General features: G+C 34.1%; 18 protein-coding genes. 8 read left to right on the top strand and 10 right to left on the bottom strand.

What is annotated here, in order from left to right; translation table 11 throughout:
* Positions 1-44: 44 nt before the first annotated feature.
* The 4 genes from Q1V95_RS04295 to Q1V95_RS04280 all read right to left on the bottom strand — a co-directional run bounded on the left by Q1V95_RS04295 (position 45) and on the right by Q1V95_RS04280 (position 4,425).
* The gene (locus tag Q1V95_RS04295; RefSeq protein WP_300670687.1) at positions 45-998 is read right to left on the bottom strand and encodes a helix-turn-helix domain-containing protein; all 954 of its coding nucleotides are present in this window, start codon (positions 996-998) and stop codon (positions 45-47) included.
* A 289-nt stretch (positions 999-1,287) separates the two neighbouring features.
* Positions 1,288-2,457: a serine hydrolase domain-containing protein gene (locus Q1V95_RS04290; protein WP_300670684.1), complete on the bottom strand. Its 1,170-nt coding sequence runs from the start codon at positions 2,455-2,457 to the stop codon at positions 1,288-1,290.
* 342 nt (positions 2,458-2,799) lie between these two features.
* Positions 2,800-3,270: a DUF4259 domain-containing protein gene (locus tag Q1V95_RS04285; protein ID WP_300670682.1), complete on the bottom strand. Its 471-nt coding sequence runs from the start codon at positions 3,268-3,270 to the stop codon at positions 2,800-2,802.
* A gap of 213 nt (positions 3,271-3,483) precedes the next feature.
* Entirely contained in the window at positions 3,484-4,425 is a 942-nt protein-coding gene (locus Q1V95_RS04280; RefSeq protein WP_300670680.1) for a hypothetical protein, read from the bottom strand.
* 387 nt (positions 4,426-4,812) lie between these two features.
* Between Q1V95_RS04280 and Q1V95_RS04275 the strand changes: the two genes are divergently transcribed.
* A complete protein-coding gene (locus Q1V95_RS04275; RefSeq protein WP_300670677.1) occupies positions 4,813-6,267 on the top strand; it encodes a serine hydrolase in 1,455 nt (484 codons plus the stop codon).
* A gap of 626 nt (positions 6,268-6,893) precedes the next feature.
* Entirely contained in the window at positions 6,894-7,106 is a 213-nt protein-coding gene (locus Q1V95_RS04270) for a hypothetical protein (RefSeq protein ID WP_300670674.1), read from the top strand.
* Positions 7,107-7,258: 152 nt separating this feature from the next.
* On the opposite strand, the gene Q1V95_RS04265 is transcribed toward Q1V95_RS04270, so the two are convergent.
* The 5 genes from Q1V95_RS04265 to mnmE form a co-directional block, all read right to left on the bottom strand.
* Positions 7,259-8,491, bottom strand: coding sequence for a type II toxin-antitoxin system HipA family toxin (locus tag Q1V95_RS04265; RefSeq protein WP_300670669.1), 1,233 nt, complete (start codon positions 8,489-8,491; stop codon positions 7,259-7,261).
* Entirely contained in the window at positions 8,488-8,793 is a 306-nt protein-coding gene (locus tag Q1V95_RS04260) for a helix-turn-helix transcriptional regulator (RefSeq protein ID WP_300670668.1), read from the bottom strand. The genes Q1V95_RS04265 and Q1V95_RS04260 overlap by 4 nt, the downstream gene beginning before the upstream one ends.
* A 121-nt stretch (positions 8,794-8,914) precedes the next feature.
* On the bottom strand, positions 8,915-10,177 hold the full coding sequence (locus Q1V95_RS04255; RefSeq protein ID WP_300670667.1) for a type II toxin-antitoxin system HipA family toxin: 1,263 nt from the start codon (positions 10,175-10,177) through the stop codon (positions 8,915-8,917).
* A 2-nt stretch (positions 10,178-10,179) separates the two neighbouring features.
* Positions 10,180-10,446 (bottom strand): helix-turn-helix transcriptional regulator, encoded by a 267-nt coding sequence (locus tag Q1V95_RS04250; RefSeq protein ID WP_300670664.1) that lies wholly within the window; start codon positions 10,444-10,446, stop codon positions 10,180-10,182.
* Between the two features lie 213 nt (positions 10,447-10,659).
* The gene (gene mnmE / locus Q1V95_RS04245; protein WP_300670662.1) at positions 10,660-12,117 is read right to left on the bottom strand and encodes a tRNA uridine-5-carboxymethylaminomethyl(34) synthesis GTPase MnmE; all 1,458 of its coding nucleotides are present in this window, start codon (positions 12,115-12,117) and stop codon (positions 10,660-10,662) included.
* A gap of 231 nt (positions 12,118-12,348) precedes the next feature.
* Here mnmE and Q1V95_RS04240 point away from each other — a divergent pair, with 231 nt between their 5' ends.
* The 6 genes from Q1V95_RS04240 (at position 12,349) to Q1V95_RS04215 (ending at position 18,991) form a co-directional block, all read left to right on the top strand.
* Positions 12,349-12,501, top strand: coding sequence for a hypothetical protein (locus Q1V95_RS04240; RefSeq protein ID WP_300670659.1), 153 nt, complete (start codon positions 12,349-12,351; stop codon positions 12,499-12,501).
* A 12-nt stretch (positions 12,502-12,513) separates the two neighbouring features.
* Positions 12,514-13,596 (top strand): hypothetical protein, encoded by a 1,083-nt coding sequence (locus tag Q1V95_RS04235; RefSeq protein ID WP_300670657.1) that lies wholly within the window; start codon positions 12,514-12,516, stop codon positions 13,594-13,596.
* 97 nt (positions 13,597-13,693) lie between these two features.
* Positions 13,694-15,607: a M12 family metallopeptidase gene (locus tag Q1V95_RS04230; RefSeq protein ID WP_300670655.1), complete on the top strand. Its 1,914-nt coding sequence runs from the start codon at positions 13,694-13,696 to the stop codon at positions 15,605-15,607.
* A gap of 8 nt (positions 15,608-15,615) precedes the next feature.
* Positions 15,616-16,410 (top strand): hypothetical protein, encoded by a 795-nt coding sequence (locus Q1V95_RS04225; RefSeq protein WP_300670653.1) that lies wholly within the window; start codon positions 15,616-15,618, stop codon positions 16,408-16,410.
* Positions 16,411-16,693: 283 nt separating this feature from the next.
* Entirely contained in the window at positions 16,694-17,914 is a 1,221-nt protein-coding gene (locus tag Q1V95_RS04220) for an S-adenosylmethionine:tRNA ribosyltransferase-isomerase (protein ID WP_300670650.1), read from the top strand.
* 186 nt (positions 17,915-18,100) lie between these two features.
* Positions 18,101-18,991, top strand: coding sequence for a 3-hydroxyacyl-CoA dehydrogenase (locus tag Q1V95_RS04215; protein ID WP_300670647.1), 891 nt, complete (start codon positions 18,101-18,103; stop codon positions 18,989-18,991).
* A gap of 112 nt (positions 18,992-19,103) precedes the next feature.
* Here Q1V95_RS04215 and Q1V95_RS04210 read toward each other — a convergent pair whose 3' ends face one another.
* Positions 19,104-20,873, bottom strand: coding sequence for an aminopeptidase P family protein (locus Q1V95_RS04210; RefSeq protein ID WP_300670645.1), 1,770 nt, complete (start codon positions 20,871-20,873; stop codon positions 19,104-19,106).
* Positions 20,874-20,971: the final 98 nt, after the last annotated feature.

The raw sequence follows: 20,971 nt of genomic DNA, 5'->3' as shown, positions 1-20,971 counted from the left end.
ATAGACGAGAATAATTTAGATTATTAAAGGAGAAATTTAGAAAATCAAATACTTTTCTCCTTTCTAAATTGTAAAGGTGTAGAGTTTGTGAATTTTTTGAAAAATTGATTAAAGTACGAAGCACTTGAAAAGTCCAATATATCAGAAATTTGGTCTACCGTGTAGGAAGTTGTGATTAGCAAAATTTTTGCCTCGGTCAAGATTTTTTCAAGTAACAAATCATTTGCTGTTTTACCGTATTCTTTTTTTACACATTCATTTAAATAATTAGCATGAATATTAAGTTTTTCAGCAAAGTATGAAACTGGTTTACGTTCTATAGAATTATATTTGATAATCGTTTTATAATGATTCTGTAATAGTTGTTTGTATTTCGTTACTGTTTCGCCACTTATTGATTTTTTTGATAATCGAATAGCATCATGTTTGTAAAAAGCTTGCTCAGCTATTTCAAAAATTATCAATAAATAATTCCTTATTATTTTTTGATTAACTAAATAATCTTCCAAGAAGAGTTGTTCAATTTTTGTAAACAAAGAAAGTATTTCCTGATAATTATTTCTATTTAATTGTAAAACAACTGGCGTTTCTATTTGAAATAATGGAGATTGATTTAGTTGAAAATCAGCATTTAAATAACTATTGAAAAACAAATCATCAAAATAACAGGTATAGCCATCAATTTTTTGTTCAATTTTCCAAGATTGTATTTGTTCATAAGGAAGAAATTTTAAAGAGTATTTGGAACAATCAAAATCATCAAATCCAATTTTATTCTTCATTTTTCCGGCCGTATATAATGCAACCATATTAAATTTCATCCTATAAGGCTGCATTTCGTCCTTTTTAATATTTTCTGTGATTTGTTTTAGTTGGTATAATTCAAAAAAATTCTCGTCCGACTTTTTATTTGAATTAGAATCAGGTGATGATATCAACGACCTGTAAGAATCAATTGTAAAATGTGAAATATTATTCTCTTTTTTTGGCTTAGTCATTTTACAAAATGAATTTATGTTATTGCTACTTCAACATTGTGAGTGATGAAAGCAGCATGGCAAAGTACAGGCTCTCAAAAAGCTAAAAGTTCAAAAGTAATCAATCGATTCCAACACTTTTTCACTTTGTCTAAATTAAGAAAAAACAATATGAAACTGAAAGTTCGCTGATTCCGTAAAAAACAAATTAGCGAGAGGAAAAAAGCAGCGGCGGGTAAATTTTACAAAATGTTCTATTATACATTTAACGCCACATTTTGCTAAAATAATGCTCTATGCAAGGCTTATCTTACTCTACAGTATCAAGAACATTTGCTATTTTCTTTAAATTTTCTAATATCTCTTTATTATTTTCAGTATCAATATTTGTATTCAGTAATATAATTCGACCAATATTGGATTTTAAATCGATTGAGATAACAGTATAGACACCTGGATCACTACCTGTATGATTCAACCTATCTTTTCTATTATATTCCCAAAAAACAGCTTGATTCGTTTGACTTTTACTCATATTTTGTGGAAACTTTCCATCTGAATATTGTTTCTTATAAAGTAATTGATAAGAATTATCAGCCAACAGTTGCGATGAGTGATTATTCCCTTTTATCAGCTCTTTTACATATTTAGATAAATCCTTTAAAGAAGATTTCAAACTTCCATCTGGATATGTAATTGAGCTATAAGTTTTTAAGCTACTATCCTTATTTAAAAGTTTTTTATAGTAAGATTCTTTTGGTGGATTAACTTCGTACAATGTGGCATAATTTTTTGAGGCGTTTTCATCATAAAACCAATGCGTGTTTTCCATTTTTAAAGGTTGGAAAATATATTTTTTTGTAAACTCATCAAATGACAAACCAGATTTTATTTCGATAAGATAGGCTGCAAGTGCTGAGGCGATATTTGAATAATTCCTTTGTGTACCAATATTAGCTTTGCTAAAGTTTGACTTAGAATAAAGATTTCCATCTTCATTGAGATAATTCTTTAAAAAATTGTCAAGAGATATTGTTGGCCTTTTTGTGACTTCATAAGTTTTTAAATAAGTTTTCTCATCATCCAAAATAGTGGAAGTATGTGTATATAAATGTTTTACTCTAATAATATCGTCAGAAAAATATGGATTTTTTACTGAAAAAGGTAAAATGTCATTAATTGGCGTTTCTTCTGTGAAATAACCTAATTCGATTGCTTTCGCAATAGAAAATGCAATAAATGTTTTGCTTACTGAAGCTAAGGGAATAATCGTATTTTCTGTGAAAGGCGTTTTTGATTGCACATTTGCCCATCCATATCCTTTAGAAAAATAAACTGAATCGTTTTTGATGATGCCAACTGCAAAACCTGGAAAAGTAGAATTTTTATAGATTGCAGATAATTCTTTATCTAAATTATCATTTGCTGTTTGTGAAAATAATATGATTGGAAAAAATAGCAATAAAAGGCAAACTTTCATAAATGGTCATTTTATTTTTAGCATTGCACACAATAGAAAAAGTACTAGCATAGTAAGCGCTTTCAAACAACTAAAAATTCAAAAGTAATCAATCGATCCCAACACTTTTTCATGTTGTCTAAATTAAGAAAAAAACAACATGAAACTAAAATTTTCATCGAAACATAAAAAATTAACATGGACTTAATATCTACAGTATCATAGCATTACAGAACGTTCTATTATACATTTCTCCTAACATTTAGACTTAACTTGCACTTGTTGATCGGCAAGACAAATGTGAAGCAATGCTACTTTTAATATTTATTTTTTTACAATTTTTTTTGTCAAGTTAAATGATAATTATAGTTCTGATTTTAGTCCATTTATTAAATAATTAAGATGCTCTTTCCATTGTTCATATTTTGGTGCATCTTTCCATAATTCTACGAATTCTCTTTCTCCATCTTCATCTGGAACTTCATTTTGGATATCGGTCAAATATCGTAACAAAAATTCCAAAGCGTTTTTATCTCCCGAAAATGACTCTACTCTTTTTCTTAAATTTAGATTTTCTTCTTCGTGGTCATAATCTAATTCTCCATTTTCTTTGAACATGAGATATAGTTCTGTTAAAGCCATTGCAGAATTGTCATACAAATAGTCTATATCTTCAAATGTTTCTCCCAAAAAACCATCCTCTTTCATTTTTGCGATTAATTTTGATAAACTTAAATCTACTTGATCTTTAGATTCTGAAATGTAATCTGTCAAAAAATCAACAACGTCCAATCCATTGTCACTTTCTAATGCTTTGTATCCCCAGCTTCCCATATTTCTTTATTTTTTTTTGATGTTTCTATTTACGTTTAATTTTTGAAGTGCCGTGCATTGTATTAACATACTGTATAACTGCTTGGTATTGTGAATTTACAAAATTCACTCTCAAAAAACAAAGTTCGTTTAAAAAGGCTTAAACGAACTTGAATATTTTAGTTTTCTGGAAATCTTTGGCTTTGTGCGACTTTATTGATGTTATATGAAGTGCTACTGTGCATTTTTCCATTTAGTTTTTTTATAAACCTCCGAAATGAATTCTAAATCTTTCGCAGGGCGTTTGCCCCAAGCTGTATAGACTGTTGTAAGTTTTTTTAATTGCATAAGTTTTTCAAAATCTTGTATTGCAACTTGCAAAGGTTTGTCATAACTTGTTAACACAAGTCGTTCAAGATTTTTGAATTGTAAAAGGCTGTCGATTGATGAAAAATTTGGACAAGTAAACATTTCAATAGTTTTTACCAATTCGGGATTTAGCATTTTCGGGAATTCAGTAATATGGCTATTGTAACTGATATTTATTCGTTCAATTTTTTCAAAACTTTCTAAGAAATTATGATTTGTTAAACGACTACAGCTATGCAAGTGTAGATTTTCTAAACTAGGAAATTTTTCAGAAATCAAATTTTCAGATTTTAGTACACTTTCCACTCTCAATGTTTCTAGATTCTCGTTTGTAGTTACTAAGTCTAAATCAATATTAGCAATTCTTAATTTTTCTAATTTCTTCTGTTGGTTAAGAAATTTATATTGATTCGAGTTTACTAAGCCTCTAACAAAAGTAAATTGTACTAATGTGTCAACATGTTCAATAGGCTTAAATGATAAACTTTTTTTAGTATAATCTCCCGAAAGTTCTAATGAGATTAAATTCTTGAAGTTTTTTAGAAAGTCAATATTTTCTAACTGCACTTCAAATGAGGGATGAATAAGTAGTCTTTTTACATTAAAAATGTTTTTCCAAATCTCAATTGGAGTATGTTCATTCAGAGAAACATTTAGAGAAACTTCTTTATCACTATTTGCGTTATTTATTGTCTCCAAAAATGAAATGTCAAAAGCTTTTTCTACTGAAATAGTTACATCTTCATTTTCTAACAATAAAGCAAGTTTTTCAGCATTTTCTATTTCGTGCAGTTTAATATTTATCACTTTGTCTTTTTTAGCATTGCAGATAGTGTTTGACAGCTTTGCGAAAGTCGCAAAACTAATATCGAAGATACGAAAGCGCAGTTATTTTACAAAGTTTAAAAAAATCACCTTTGCGTTCCAGAATCCTAAAGAACTATTTCCCAATGCAGAATCTATTATTAGTAGTTAAAAGCGGCCCTATTCCATTTATAATTCTTTCTATGAAGATATCCTCGCAACCAAAGCTAATAATTATTTACTTTATTATCCAGAATCTAAAACTTAAACAATCTGTTATTAAAGAAAAATAGCTTTTATAGAATCGTTTGAAGAAAGGACTAAATCATTTTTGGATTATCAGAGCAAATGGAATTTGTCCTGAATATCATTTTCCTTACATTTGAATTTATGCAAAACCTACAAAACAAGATTAGTAAATTAGAAAACGATTTGTTTCATTGGGATAAATCCAAAAATAAACAGTGGTCTTTGCAAGAAAGAATGGCTCATTTTGGCGTTAATGCGGTAAGTATCGCGGTTGTTAAAGATTTTAAAATAGAATGGGCAAAAGCTTATGGTTATGCAGATTTGGCTGAAAAAAGATTGGCAACTTCCGAAACTCTTTTTCAGGCCGCGTCAATTAGCAAATCTCTTAATAGTTTGGCTTTGCTGAAACTTGTTCAGGATGGAAAAATCAGATTAAACGAAGATATTAATAACTATCTTAAAACTTGGAAATTCCATTACAACACTATTTCAAAAGGACAAAAAATAACTCTTTCCAATTTGTTAAACCATACTGCGGGCTTATCTGTTGGTGGTTTTATGGGATATGAAAAAGGCGATAACTTGCCAACAATACAACAAATTCTCAATGGTGAATCGCCTGCCAATTCGAAACCTGTAAAATCGATTTTTGAACCTAATTTAAAATATGAATATTCTGGAGGTGGAACAACAGTTTCACAGTTGATTTTAGAAGATGTAACTAGGGAAAAATACGAAAATTTTTTACAAAAAAATGTATTGAATACACTGGAAATGTTGAGCAGTTCGTTTAATCAACCTCCGAAAATTGAGCAAGAAAGTGAGTTGGCAACTGGATACATTTACGAAAATGAAATAAAAGGAAAATACCATGTTTATCCTGAAAAAGCAGCAGCTGGTTTGTGGACGACCCCGACAGATTTGGCGAAGTTTGTTATTGAAATTCAATGTTCATTACTTGGGAAATCGAACAAAGTTCTGTCCAAAGAATTGACGAATCAAATTTTAAACAATAACTGGGGCGTTTTTGAAAGTAAATTTGTTGGCGAAGCATACTTCGAACATAGCGGTGGCAACGAAGGTTTTGTGAGTTATTACACTGGAAGTCGCCTAAATGGCGATGCTATTGTGGTGATGACAAACGGCATGAGTGGACAATTAATAGACGAAATTGTAAAGAGTATTGCCAATCTTAACCAATGGGAAAATTTTCCTTTGGAGCCAATAAAAGAATCTATCGCTTTGGCAATCAGAAAAACTGCGGTTCAGGATGTTGATAAAGGAATTGAACTTTACAAAGACTTAAAAAGAAATCAATCAGAAATCTATAATTTCTCAGATGAGGATGAGCTTAATTCGCTTGGTTATGAGCTTTTGAATATGAAAAACTTTGATGCTGCAATAAGAATATTTGAACTCAATATTTCCAATTTTCCTACTTCTCCAAACGCATACGAAGGACGTGGTGAAGCATGTTTCTCAAAAAAAGAATACTCATCTGCCCAAAATGACTATTTAAAAGTGTTGCATTTAGTTCCTTACAATCAAGATGCGAAAGACATGCTTTTGAAGATTAATGAAATTTTGAAATCCTAAGCCAAAAACTTACTGATTGTCGACCCTTGTATCTGAATTGAATTTTTCAGTTATGTATGTCATTCCGACGAAGGAGGAATCTCTAAAAATCAAAGATTTAGATTCTTCACTCCGTTCAGAATGACAAATACTTTTAATTTTAGGTATACAAACGGATAATCAAAAAAACTTTGATTTGTACAATTTTCCCTTGCATTTGTAAAGGAAATATTGGGGGTTTAAACCTTAATTTTGCTAAACAAATCACAAGTTTATACAAATAATAGTTGTGATAGAATATTTAACAATTTTAAAATATGAATATCAATAAATTAAATACAACACGGTTTTCGGATAGAGTCTCAGATTATATAAAGTACAGACCAAGCTATCCAGCGGAAATTATTGAAAAATTAAGTGCTATTACTGGTCTAAACAAAGATTTTGTAATCGCCGATATTGTACCATGCAATTTGATGATACTCTTTTGTCTTGCCATAATCTTAATTATTTGTTTTTAAATGAATCCTCAGATGTTAGGTACATCTGCTCAAACCTTCGTGATCACAGCACAAAGATTAACTTTAATCCACTGATTTACAATCAACTAAGCCAAAACGAGCGCTTTTTGCCGAAAACGACAACTAATGCCAATTACGACAACAACTATTATCATTCCGAGGAAATTTGTCATTCCGAGGCACGAGGAATCTCATCAAGTATTGTCATTGGCTTCGCCGAATCTTCGATTTCCGAGGAACGAGGAATCTCAACAAGCAAAAAAAGAAGTCCATGTACATAGTAGATACGACACGGATAAAGTATGGATAAAGCACGCTTACTGTATGATTAATGCATGAAGACACTATTAATTAAAAAAGCGAAGAAAACCAATTCTTCGCCTTGAATATGTTTAATTCGACAATTCTAACCTATTTACCAATGCGGAAGCTAAAAAAATCTTTATTAATAGGGTTTTCAAGATATTTAATCATGTGACTGTAATAGAATACTATTTGAATATTAGCAGAGACTTTTGAATTAATGCTCTGTTAGATTGACTAACGCCAAATTCTTTTGATAATTCTGACCACTTAGAAAGCGCAGAAACAGTTTGCTCCATCACATTCTCAATGAATTCTTTTGATAATTTAGCTTCTAATCCCAGTTTTTTTAGATGTTTTGCGGTAATATTCTTACCCGCTCCCATTACCATTGTGCTTTGTTCTCCTCCTGGTCCAGATGAAAAGGTAAGATCGTAAGCAGGTGATAATTTCCATTCTCCAAATTCATTCATCAGAAAAGAAAAATTCTTAGCATGATCGTCTCGATTGTGCGCCATCACATTGAAAACGGCTAACCGAAACATTTTTTCTACCTCACGAATATCTTTTGTTAAAGCACCCGTCAATGCTAACAAGTCCTCATAATCAAGATTTGGCAATCTAAAATTACTGTGAACAAGCCCGCTCACTGTATGCATATGGAGGCGCTTATTTCCATCTGTATCAAAACGCTTTACGGCAAAATAGCCATTACCTTTCTGTGATGGAAACAAATGTACTTCAGGCATATTAATTCCTGCGTCTGCAGCCATTAAAGCATAAACATATTCTATTGCTCCCGCATCTTTTCCATCTTGAGAATTAGGGAATTTTACCATCCAATGTTCTAAACCATCGCTCAATTGATCTTTGCGATACGTTATTTTTGTTCGATCAGTGTTAACACCAATCAATGCTTTTGGTCGTGCTCCTGCAGAAGATCCATTCAAAGCCAAAAGTTCGGCAATTACGTCTTCTGAATCACCTTCCAAAACCTCCTCGGTCTGTGTTGCCAAGATATCTAAATCAATCATCTCATTACTAGTATCTGGACTTTGATCTGGTTCATAAACCAATGCGCCCATACCTTGCAATCCAACGCATGCTAAACGGTCAAGTGGTGAAATATCCGATGGTAAAATCCCTTCTGACCGTAACATACGATCAAAAAGTAATCTTCCCCAACCGTCGGGCAAACTATCATTGAAAACACCTGCCAAACCTTCAAAAGGATCTCTTGGAAGCGCTATTAGGTCTCGTTGCAAAGGAAGTTTTATAGGTGAAATTTCGATATTGGCTTGCAGAAATTCTTCATCGTATTGAAAATAGATAACACCATCACTAATTGCCAGACGACCAACGTGTTGAATCCCTGAACCAAAGTTCAGTCCTACTTTTATTTCTTTAATGCCTATTCTCATTTTCTGCTTCCTCGTTTTTTAATTGGTTTTTCCTCTGATTTTAGTACATCATCAATAGATTTAAAACTTTGTTCCTTCGGTTTTAAAACATCAACCACTTCTTCCAATCCACCAATTACGGAAAGAATTTTTAAAAATGATTCTAAAGAAATCACTCCTTTCTGTTCAAATTTCCTTAAAGTAGGTAACGGAACCCCCGATCTTTCTGCCAACCCTTCCTGCGTTAGATTCATTTGCAATCGCCTTTGACGGAGATGAACCACTAGTTTTTTTTGTATTTTAGACAAAGAATTAAATAACATAATGGTATTATTTAATGAGAATATTTGATTTTAAATAACATTATTGTATTACAAATATAATGAATTTTTTGACAGATAACTTATGTGAAAATAAAAGGATTTACATCTAAATACATACAATTCAAACCAATAGAAACTCTGATTCTATTTTATCAATTACTTTAGGAGGAAGTTTATAATCCTCAGCTAAAACTCTGAATTGCTTTGTTGAAGAAACAATCTCATCAATAATAGCCTGTGGATTCTTAATCGTAAATTGTTCTGCAATATATAAAAGATCTGCCTTCGTAATAGCTGTCCTTTTTCCATTAATAGACATCGCTCTAGAAACACGTAAGTAGTTTTTTAAAGCATCCAAAGGATAAGTCAAATCATAAGCCGGAGACAAGTTCCAGCGGTCTTTTTCTTGATTATAAATAAACGAAAAGTTCTTTAGATGATCATCCGTATTGGCAAAGACAATATTAAAAACCATCCTTCTGTAAAGCTGTTCTATATCTTTATGAGGTAATCTTAAATCAACAGCTAGTTTGAAGAGGTTTTCATAAGACGAATTTTCAGGTTTTTTAAAATCCCAACCTGTCATTCCAGATGCTGTTAGAATATGAGCTTTCTTCCCATTCTGTCTATCAAAACGTAAGGTAGCAAAATGTTTGTCATCTATCAACTTAGACTCCATCATCCAAATACCTACCGATTTTGCAATCTGATAATAGATATACTCTACTTTTTCTTTAGAATAACCCTCATCTTCATCAATAGAAAGTTTAACAAGGTAATGATTATAGTCTTCCGAAACTTCTAAATCTCCCGCTTTTAACTGTCCTGTTTCTTTATGTTCAGAAACAAGAATTTTTGGCCTTGCACCTCCTGCCGATGTTCCAATTTTAAAAATATTTAGTAACGAAGTATCGCTTAGACCTTTTTCTTCTACTGAAGTTTTGACATATAGAACTTTTTTTACAACCTCGGTTATTTCATCGATATTTATAGAACTATTTGCAAAAATTTCTTTTGCTGGATAAAACTCTAATGCACCCATCCCACGTTGACCAACATAGGTTAATTGTTCTAATGGGGAAATATTTGTAAAATCTTTATTTGTAGCCTCTAGCCATTCTTTAAAAATGATATTCCCAAAATAATCTGGCAACGAATCAGCAATCATTGGAGGCAAACCTCTAAATGTTTCACCCTCAAATTCTGAATAGACTTGCACATTTGGACTTCTTCTAATAACATACGGAAAAAGCCTTTTGTTGATGTCTTTTTCCAAAAAATCAGGATGGTATTGAAAGGACGATTTACGTTGGTTCTCGTCGTAACCAATCTTTCCTATTTCTATATTATTGAAGAAAACGGATATGATTTGATTCTTAGCCATAATTAATACATTGATTGAGAATTAGTCAAACCTTCATTTTCCTCCAAAACAAATTGATTAAATGATTTTAGCTTGTCAAAATATTGTAAGACTTTCAGTAATGTTTCGAGTGTTGGATTCTCTCCGTTTTCTAATTTAGCAATAGTAAATCGAGACAGACCAATCTCTTCTGCTAGTTCCTGCTTAGTCAATCTTTCTGCCTTGCGCATTGATCTGCACCAAGCGCCTACATTCGATTTAACATCTTTTATCGTTACAAAATCAAGCATAACATGAGTATTATAATAAACAAATATACTGAATTTACATTTAATTGATTATTATAATAAACAAAACTATTGATAATGTTACTTAGTAAAATTCGTTTTGTAATAAGGAAACTAACACCAAACCTAAATCATTTGACCCTGCTTTTGTAAACAAAAACAACTCGATTTAAACAATTGATAATCAAATAAATAAAACAAATAAAAGAACTGAATTTATTTGCCGATACAGAATTTCGAGAAGATATTACCCAAAACCTCATCATTCGTGAACTCCCCAGATATCTCACCAAGATGCTCCAAAGCATTTCGAAGTTCATACGCCAAAAGTTCCGTTGTGATGTTATGCGAAACAGCCTCTTCAACACGAGTTACCGAATACAAGGATTTTTGCAAAGCTTCATAATGACGCTGATTGGTGATCACGACGCCTCCTTCTTGAGCTTTTAGATTTTCAACATAAGAAGACAATTCATTCTTAAGCTCTTGAATGTTGCGGTTTTCAACCGCCGAAATCTTAATAAAGTCAAATGGAGAATCAATTGTATCGCGGAACTGATTTTCAATAGTGTCAAACTCAGTTGGAATCACCTCATCGATCTTAGTAAGGCAAATAATCAATTCCAAATCTTCACGAACTAAAGAGTTTAGCATTTCGAAATCCTCACTAAAATCAGTGGAGTTCGCCGCAGCCAAATATACCAAAATCTCAGCCTGACTAACCTTTTCACGAGCTTTTTGCACACCGATAGCTTCAATCTCATCTTCGGTATCGCGCAATCCCGCTGTATCAATCAATCGGAAAGCATGACCTTTAATATGTAATATTTCTTCGATGGTATCACGCGTCGTTCCAGCGATGTTGCTCACAATCGCGCGCTCTTCTTTCAGCAAAGTATTTAGCAAAGTCGATTTTCCCGCGTTGGGTTTCCCAATAATCGCAACCGCCGTTCCGTTCTTAATGGCATTCCCGTATTGGAAACTGTCGATTAAAGATTTTAATTTAGCTTGTATGCGCTTAATCAAAGCTACCAAAGCCGTTCTATCTGCAAATTCCACATCTTCCTCAGCAAAATCCAATTCCAATTCGATAAGCGAAGTAAAATTCAACAAATCGCCTCTCAAAACAGAAATCTCTTGGGAAATACCACCTTTTAATTGGTTCAATGCCACTTTTCTTGAAGCTTCATTTTCGGCAGCAATCAAGTCTGCAATAGATTCGGCTTGCGAAAGGTCGATACGTCCATTCATAAAAGCACGCATCGTAAACTCCCCGGCTTTCGCCATTCTGGCTCCGTTTTTAATCAAAACCTCCAAAATCTTCGCACCAATATGCGGCGAACCATGAAACGAAATCTCCACCGAATTCTCCGTCGTAAAAGTCTTCGGCGCATGAAACACCGAAACCATCACCTCATCGATAACTTCGTAATTGTTGGATGTCATGCTGAGCGCAGTCGAAGCATCTCCTGTTTCTTTTTCATTGTTTCCTGTCTCTTGACTTCCATCTATGATAAATCCATAATGCACCGTATGTGACTTTACTTTTTCAAGGTTTTTACCTTCAAAAACTTTGTTCACAATTTCAAAAGATTCAGCGCCCGAAACTCTAATAATCCCGATGGCGCCAACGCCGTTCGCCGTGGCTAATGCGCAGATAGTGTCATGATTCATACTGCAAATTTACAGCTTTTTGTTCAATATTTTTAGGAGCCAAGAACCTGCTTTCCGCTATATCTTTTTTCACCACACCATGCCCAAAGCAAAAAAAGGATGTCGCTTCAATCAGGGCTAATGTTTTCAAAAATGATAAAATGTTATTGGTGGGCAATTTCTCACCATTCAACAACTCAAACACACCATTCAAACATTCTCACACCAATACAATCATTTTTATAACAACCTTTGTTTAATACTTTTGAGCAGAAACAATTGTTTTTGTATTTGTCACCAGAAGTCTGCTATGCGACCTTAGCACTTCAGATGAATAATATAGTAGATCAAATCAAAGCGCAATTCCGTGTTCCAGAAGGTATAACGCTTATGCTTTTAAAATAAAAATCCAACAGTATGAAAACAACATTTTTTAAAACAGCATTGGTATTTGTAATATGCCTATTGGCTTTTACCTCTTGCCGACACAACAACAATCTTAACGAAGACAATCCTAACCAAGATAATACAACGATCAAAGGAAAAGATATCTACATCCTCGGATATGAAGGCAATGCGGATAATCGATCAGAAAGCAGACTTTGGAAAAACGGCCAACTTTTCGATTTAAAGATTAATCTTGCCACGACTTACATCAACGACATTTTTGTTTCTGGAAAAGATCTTTATGCCGTAGGTACAGAAACCCTAAATCAAAAATCTACTGTAAAACTTTGGAAAAATGGCACGCTTGTTTATTCCAGTCCTTCTGCAGTCAACACGATTGGTTTGCAAATTTTTGCAGCTAATAATTCGGTGTACTTCACATACTATGAAAAGTTGGCAGATGACATACCTAGAAATAAAGCCTTCCGACTGTGGAAAGATGGTACCATTACAAATCTTACAGACTATGTGCATTCTAATTCTACTTGTGCAGGATTATTCGTAAATGGACCTGAAGTGTATATCGGTCTATCAGAATACTACGTTCCAACGAATCAAATGGCTGCTTATATTTGGAAAAATGGCGTAAAAACGCAATTGACCGATGGTACTCGAGATGTATATCTTGGTGATATCTATGTTTCAGGCAATGATGTTTACGCCACGGGAAGAGAATTTTATGCCAATAGAAATGGTAAAGCAAAACTTTGGAAAAATGGTGTAGAGACCAACTTAACAGATGGTGCCTTTGACGCTGCTGGTTATCATGTTACAACTTCTGGCGCAGATGTCTTTATTTCTGGTTTTGAAAAAAATGCGAATGATGACGCTATTGCAAGTGTATGGAAAAACGGAATGGTGACAAAATTATCAGAAAACAGAAGCTATGGAACTTCCATTGCAATAGATAGAAATGACGTGTATGTGGTTGGTACAGAATATATCAATAATAAAGGATATGCAAAACTTTGGAAAAACGGAAAACCAACAAATCTTACCAACGGAAACTTTTATGCGGTAGCAGGCAAAATTATAATCGTTCCGCAACAATAAACTCGAGTTAAATCAAAAAAATATTATAAAAAAACAATTATACTATGGAAACTAAGTGGTTTCATTCAATGAATATTAACTATTAAAATAAAACAAGATGAAAAACAATAGAATTTTATGTTGCTTTTTTTTGTTATATGTAGTGTCACTACAGGGACAAATAGATAAAGTAAAAAAGATTGACACCAGTAAAGTACATGCTGCTTTTAATAATGGTTACATTAAGATAAAATTGACATTACCTATGTCTGACAAAGAACAAGAATATCTTGTCAAAAAGGAAAATCATAATTATATTCTCAATGGGGACATTATCGTGGCGACTGACCTTATGACAACAAAGAGCTACTCATCTGATGAAAAAAATTTCAAATGGCCTAATGCAGAGATTCCTGTTTTGCTTAGTGAATCATTATTCTTAAAGAATAAGCAAGATATGGTTTATAAAGCTATAAATATTATAAATCAAACTACAAAGCTATCAATAGTACCTAAAACTAATCAAAAGGATTTCATTCTAATAAAAAATGACGATAGCATCGCAGGCGCTGGACTTTCGAGAGTTGGAAGACAGGGAGGTGAACAAGAATTATCCATTAAGGCTTCCAAAGCCAGTGTTGGAACTGTAATCCACGAAATATTACATGCTGCAGGTTTTTGGCACGAGCAAAGTCGAAAAGATAGAGATGATTTTGTTAGGATAAACACATCCAATATTTCAGAAAATGAAAAACATAATTTTCAGATTGAACCAGGTAATCCGCAAGGTTCCTATGATTATGTCTCTATTATGCATTACCCTTCTACTGCTTTTTCTAAGAATGGTGAAACAACCATCGACTGCAAAAATAACGGAAAAATAGTCCCATGCGATCCAATGATGGGTCAACGAAGCAGCTTATCAAATGAGGACATTAGCGGTATTTCCAACTTTTATAATGAAGTGAAGCGTGAACCATCAAATTATGTTTTTGACCCACCAACCTTTGCAATGAAATCGATTTGCAGCGTTTCTAGAAAACCAAATGCAATGGAAAATTGGTGGGTAGATAGAGATGGGCAGATTCATGCTGGGTTTTGGTACGAAGGGCTTAACTGGAATCAGTATCAACGTAAAGGCTATGCAGAAGCTTCGCCTCTAGGAGGCATAACAGCTATATCGCGAAAATCACCGTATTTAGAGTACTGGTACATTGGTAAAAATGGTTCTGTACAAGGTGCTGCTTGGAGCGAAGACAAAGATTGGTTTAACTATGAGTTAGCACCTGCAAATTCTGCGGCAACTACAAGTGGGATGGCTTCAGTTTCTAGGAAAGATATCAATATGGAAGTATGGTGGATTGGAAGTGATGGTTCTGTACAAGGCGCTTACAAAACAGAAGGAGAAAAATGGAGTCGCTACGAGTTGGCTCCTGCTAACAGTGCTTCTACCACAAGTTCGATTACTGCATTGTCCAGAAAGAAAAATTATATGGAAATATGGTGGGTGGGAGCAAATGGATCTGTACAAGGTGCTTTTTGGCTCCCTGACAAGAATTGGACACGTTACCAAGTTGCACCAGCTAACAGTGCTTCTTTGCTAGGAGGTATTTCTGCTGTATCTAGAAAACCAGATGCTATGGAGCTCTTTTGGTTAGGAAAAAACGGATCTGTACAAGGTGCTTATTTTTATGAAGGTAAAAACTGGAACCTATATGAACTTGCGCCAGCAAATAGTGCTTCTATACATACAGGAATTTCTTCAGTATCAAGAAATCCAAATACAATGGAAGTATGGTGGATTGGGCAAAATGGCTCTGTTGAAAGCTCTTTTTGGTATGAAGGTAAAAACTGGAGTCGATACCAGCTTGCTTCAGAAAAAAGTGCAAGTACAAGTGGAGGGATTACTTCATTATCTCGTAACCCAAAAACGATGGAAGTATGGTATATTGGAGCTAATAACTCCATTCAAGGGAAATATTGGTATGAAGGCAACAATTGGAAATCCTATCAATTAGCAAAATCTAAATAGTTGTTAGTATGAAAACTCAATTTATAGTTTTAGTATTCTTTATATTTCAGTATTGCGCTGGTCAAAATAGTGCTTTACCGAAATGCATCAAAGAACGATTGACAGAGAAAAAAGTTCCTGAAAAAGAAACAAAAAAAATTCTCATTCCCCAACCTATAGAAACCTACAAGGGCGAATTAAAACTTCCTAATGGAGAAACCGTATACAAATTTTCCATCAAAAGACCAGAAAAGTGCATGGATTGCCCATCAGGAACCATTTACAAAGATAGCCTTTGCAAAACAATAGTAAATTTTACGATAGCCAATGCACCTAATAAAAAAGTCGAAGATGGCTACGAAATCAGTTGGTTTCTCCCTCGCGATTCCAATAACAAACCTCCCGAAACTACTTCGGCAAAGGATTCGGAAGCTCGCTTTTTAGAACAGTTTAAAAATCCAGTGAAATTTACAGTAAAAAAAAGTCTCCAAAAAACCAATCCTTTAAAAATACAACTCCAAGACATCCTCACAATTTCGTCATCGGACGGACTGACCATTACCCGAAACGGAAAAAAAATATCACAATACAAATTAATTCCGGAGACAACCAATTTCACACAGCAAATGCAATGTGTGACTACACCTTGTCCAAAAAGGATAATTCCAAAATCATATTTTCGATGGGATAATTTTGGCCTCAATTTGTTGCAAGACAGAGACAAAATCTATTCTCTTTTCTTATACGATTTCAAAACAAATGAAAACTTAGACAATACAGCATGGACCAGAGTATTGCAACTAGAAAGAATAACAATCAACTAAAAAACATTGCATCATCTATTTTGGTGCAATGTTATTTTTAGGAGCCAAGAACCTGCTGTCGCTAGTCGCTGTTATGTGCCCTAGCCTATTCCATCGCTTACATAACGAGCTCCAACATGCCGCTCCATCAGGGCTACGAATACGAATTGAAAAGATTTATCTGCCAATAACGAAACACCAAAAACTAAACACTAAACACTAAACACTAATAGCTAGAAGCTAAAACCCAACAACTAAAACCTGCTACCTTGTGTATTTTTAAAACTTTTCAGAAATTTGCACGATGCATCCACGAGAACTGAAAATCGAAAACTTCACTTACGATTTACCCAACGAAAATATCGCTTACAATCCTGCAAATCCTAGAGATTCGTCCAAGCTTTTGGTTTACAAAAACCACGAAATCTCAACCGACATTTATCAACATATCTCGGAATATTTGCCAAGTGATGCCGTTTTAGTTTTTAATGATACCAAGGTTATCAAATCTCGATTGTTTTTTCAAAACGAAACAGGTGCTACCATCGAGGTATTCTGTCTAGAACCTTATGGCGAAAATATCAATTACGAAGATTACTTTCAGAAACAAGGAAGCGTGCTTTGGACTTGCCTTATTGGGAAAGTTGCAAAATGGAGAACACCAAAGCTTTCTAAAGTTTTAGAAATTGATAATCAAAAAGTAGAATTAACAGCTGAGATTATCGAAAAACTTCCCGACTCTTATGTGGTAAAGCTAGCTTGGTCTCCAGAAGAAATTCCGTTTGCTGATGTGGTTAATGCCGCTGGTGTTACCCCACTTCCTCCTTATATCAAACGGCTTGCAGACAAAACCGATGAAGAAACTTATCAAACCGTTTACTCCGAGCACGATGGGTCAGTTGCGGCACCAACAGCTGGATTGCATTTTACCAACAGAATTTTAGATGACCTTCATAACAAAGGAATCAAAACGCTTTTCACAACTTTGCATGTCGGCGCAGGAACCTTCAAACCTGTGAAATCCGAAACAATGGACGAGCACATCATGCATTCCGAATGTATGAACATCACAGTAGATTTTTTAGAACATCTTTTAGAAAATATCAGTCGTCCAATTATTCCTGTTGGGACAACATCCATGCGAACTGTCGAAAGCATTTTTTGGATGGGAAACAAAGTTGCAAACAATCCCAACATTTCTTTTGAAAGCCTAAAAGTTACACAATGGGAACCTTACGAAACCGCAACGATTCATTCTGCGGAAGAAGCAATTTCTGCTTTAATAACTTGGATTAAAAAACATGAGCAAAGCCATATTTCTGTAGAGACAGAAATTATTATTGCGCCAAGCTACAGCTTCCGAATCGCCAAAGGTCTTATTACCAACTTCCATCAACCACAATCTACTCTATTATTATTGGTTTCGGCATTAATTGGTGAAAAATGGCAAGAGCTTTACGACTATGCTTTGAAGAATGATTTTAGATTCTTAAGTTATGGTGATGGTAGTTTACTACTACCCTAACTTTACTTTTCAGAGAATTATTTTCTGCTGATAAAAGTCAGAAAATCGCAATCCCAACTTAATGAGTGAGATACACAAGTTATCACAAAGATTAAGATTTTTTAATTTCTAAATCCCCTATTTGGAACGATTTATGAGTCTATTTAAGTATTAAAATTAATTTCAAATTCTTAAAATTTCAGACTTATGAATTATAAAAATATTTGTGTTGCTGGTAGCGGTGTTTTAGGTTATCAAATAGCTTTTCAATGTGCATATCACGGTTTTAATGTGACTGTATATGATATTAATGATGAGGTTTTAGAAGAAGCCAAAAAGAAGTTTGATATTATGGCAAATCATTTTCGACAAGATATGGCTGCTTCTGATACCGACCTAGAGAAAGCGAAAGAGAATCTACATTATACTTCCAATCTTGCCGAAGCTGTTAAAGATGCAGATTTGGTAATTGAAGCAGTGCCGGAGAATCCAAAAATAAAGATGGAATTCTACCATCAACTTGCTGAAGTTGCACCCGAAAAAACAGTTTTCGTAACCAATTCTTCAACCCTCCTACCAAGTCAATTGGCAAAAGCGACTGGTCGTCCAAGCAAATTTTTGGCACTACATTTCGCAAACGAAATTTGGAAACATAATACCGCCGAAGTTATGGGACATCCTGAAACTTCAAAAGAAAACTTTGACGATATTATTGCTTTTGCAAAACAAATCGGGATGATTGCCTTGCCTGTTTACAAAGAACAACCTGGTTATATTCTTAACTCACTTTTGGTTCCATTTTTGAGCGCTGCCACAGAGCTTTTGGTTAACCAAGTTGCAGATGCACCAACAATTGACAAAACTTGGATGTTGGCAACTGGTGCGCCTTTAGGACCTTTTGCAATTTTGGATGTGGTTGGTATTACAACAGCTTACAACATTAACAAAATGGCTGCATCAACAGACCCTGAAAAACAAAAAGCTGCTGATTATTTCAAAACAAATTTCATAGATAAAAATAAACTTGGTGTATCAACTGGCGAAGGTTTTTACAAATATCCAAATCCAGCTTATGCCGATAAAGATTTCTTAAAATAGTTTTAGAGCTTGTTTTAGTTTTAATACAGAAATTTTTTAACAAAGTCTAAAACCAAATAAGAATCCTCGCAAGTTAACTTACGAGGATTCTTATTTAATAATATTTTAAAATTTACAAAGGACTTACTAAATCCAAGAACCAAGTTCTGATTTCGCCATCCAAATGCGGTCCAATTTTTTCTTCACATTGCTTGTGATAAGCATTTAACCAATCTATTTCATCTTCAGAAAGCATATCTTTCACAATAATATCCTTGAAGAATGGGCAGAACGTCAAGGTTTCAAAATCATAGAAAGTCCCGAAATCAGTCGTCTCAACTTCTTTTACAACCACAAGGTTTTCGTGACGAATTCCATATTTATTTTCAAGATAAAAACCTGGCTCGTTAGAAACTACCATTCCTGGAAGCAATTCTTGAGGATTAAGGTCTTTACGTATATTTTGAGGTCCTTCGTGTACGTTCATGAAACTGCCAACGCCATGACCAGTGCCATGCGCATAATCTTTACCAGCCATCCATAATGGAAGTCTCGCAATAGCATCCAATTGTACACCTCGCGTGCCTTTCGGGAATTTCACCATCGATAATCGAATCATACCTTGCAACACCAAAGTCGAATCTCTTTTGAACTCTTCCGAAACTTCACCAATTGCCAAAGTTCTTGTAATATCCGTCGTTCCTTCCAAATATTGACCTCCCGAATCTACCAAGATAATTCCTTTGTTAGTGACTTCAGAACTTCCATCTTTCTTCGCAGAATAATGTGGTAGCGCAGCATTGCCTTCGTATCCAACAATACTTCCAAAACTTTCACCCACAAAATTATCAAGACTCGCACGGAAATCTTTTAATTTAAGTCCAATCGAATATTCGGTCATTGGCTCTTTGCCAACATTATGTGTTAACCAATATAGGAATTTCACCATTCCAACACCGTCGCGCTCCATAACCGTTCTGAAACCCGCCAATTCCGCTTCGTTCTTTTGAGCTTTCATAAGATTACCAGGAACTGCAGCTTTTAACAGACTATTATCACTAACCAAAGTATTAATAATAGCTTGATTCGTATTTGGAGAAACCAAAACTTTTTGATTTTTTATCGATTTTAAAAAAGAATAAAAATCAGCATAAGGCATCATTTTAACATTAGAGGCATCCAATAGAGATTTTGCTTCATTGTTAAGTTTGTCCAAGTCCACAAACAAAATAGCTTCTGTTAAGGACAAATAAATGTAACCTAAAAATACTGGATTGGATTGTACGTCACTTCCACGAAGATTAAGCGTCCAAGCAACATCATCCAAACTAGAAATGATATGCGCTGTCGCTCCCATCTCGTCCATTTTTTGACGAATATCAGAAAGCTTTTGACCAACAGACTTGCCAGCACGTTCTACTGGATGTACAAATACTTCGTTTTTAGAAGGCGTTCCTCTATCTGTCCAAATGTTATTTAACAAAGCTAAATCAACTAAACTAATATCAGCTTTCTTCAATTGATTTTCAACCAATTCCCAATTGGCATTAGAAGTTGCGATTGCATTAACAGCAACTTTTCCAGATTTTGGAATTTCAGAAATAATCCAATCTACAAATTGTGGTGTTCCTTCTACACCTTCCTTCATCAAATCAATTGTCGAATCTCTTAACTCCGCATTAGCCTGAACAAAATATCGACCATCGGTCCAAACACCTGCTTTGTCCTTAGTAACTACAGCAAAACCTGCCGAACCAGTAAAGCCAGTTAACCAGCTTCTTTCCTTCCACTCATTAGGAAGATATTCACTCATGTGTGGATCTGCAGAAAAAATGATGTACGCATCGACGTTTTGTGCTTGCATTGCTTCACGAAGCTTTGCTAATTTATCTTTTGTTGTCATAATAAGTTTGAAAATTTTCAAAACCTAAAATTAGTCAATATTCAGGACTAGACCAATTTTCAAATCTTATAAAAATCCTAAATTTTCCTAAAGAAAAA

The organism is Soonwooa sp., assembly GCF_030151385.1.
Classification (GTDB): domain Bacteria; phylum Bacteroidota; class Bacteroidia; order Flavobacteriales; family Weeksellaceae; genus Soonwooa.
The sequence above is the reverse complement of the archived record's forward strand: the minus strand, read 5'-3'. Positions and strand labels throughout refer to the sequence as shown.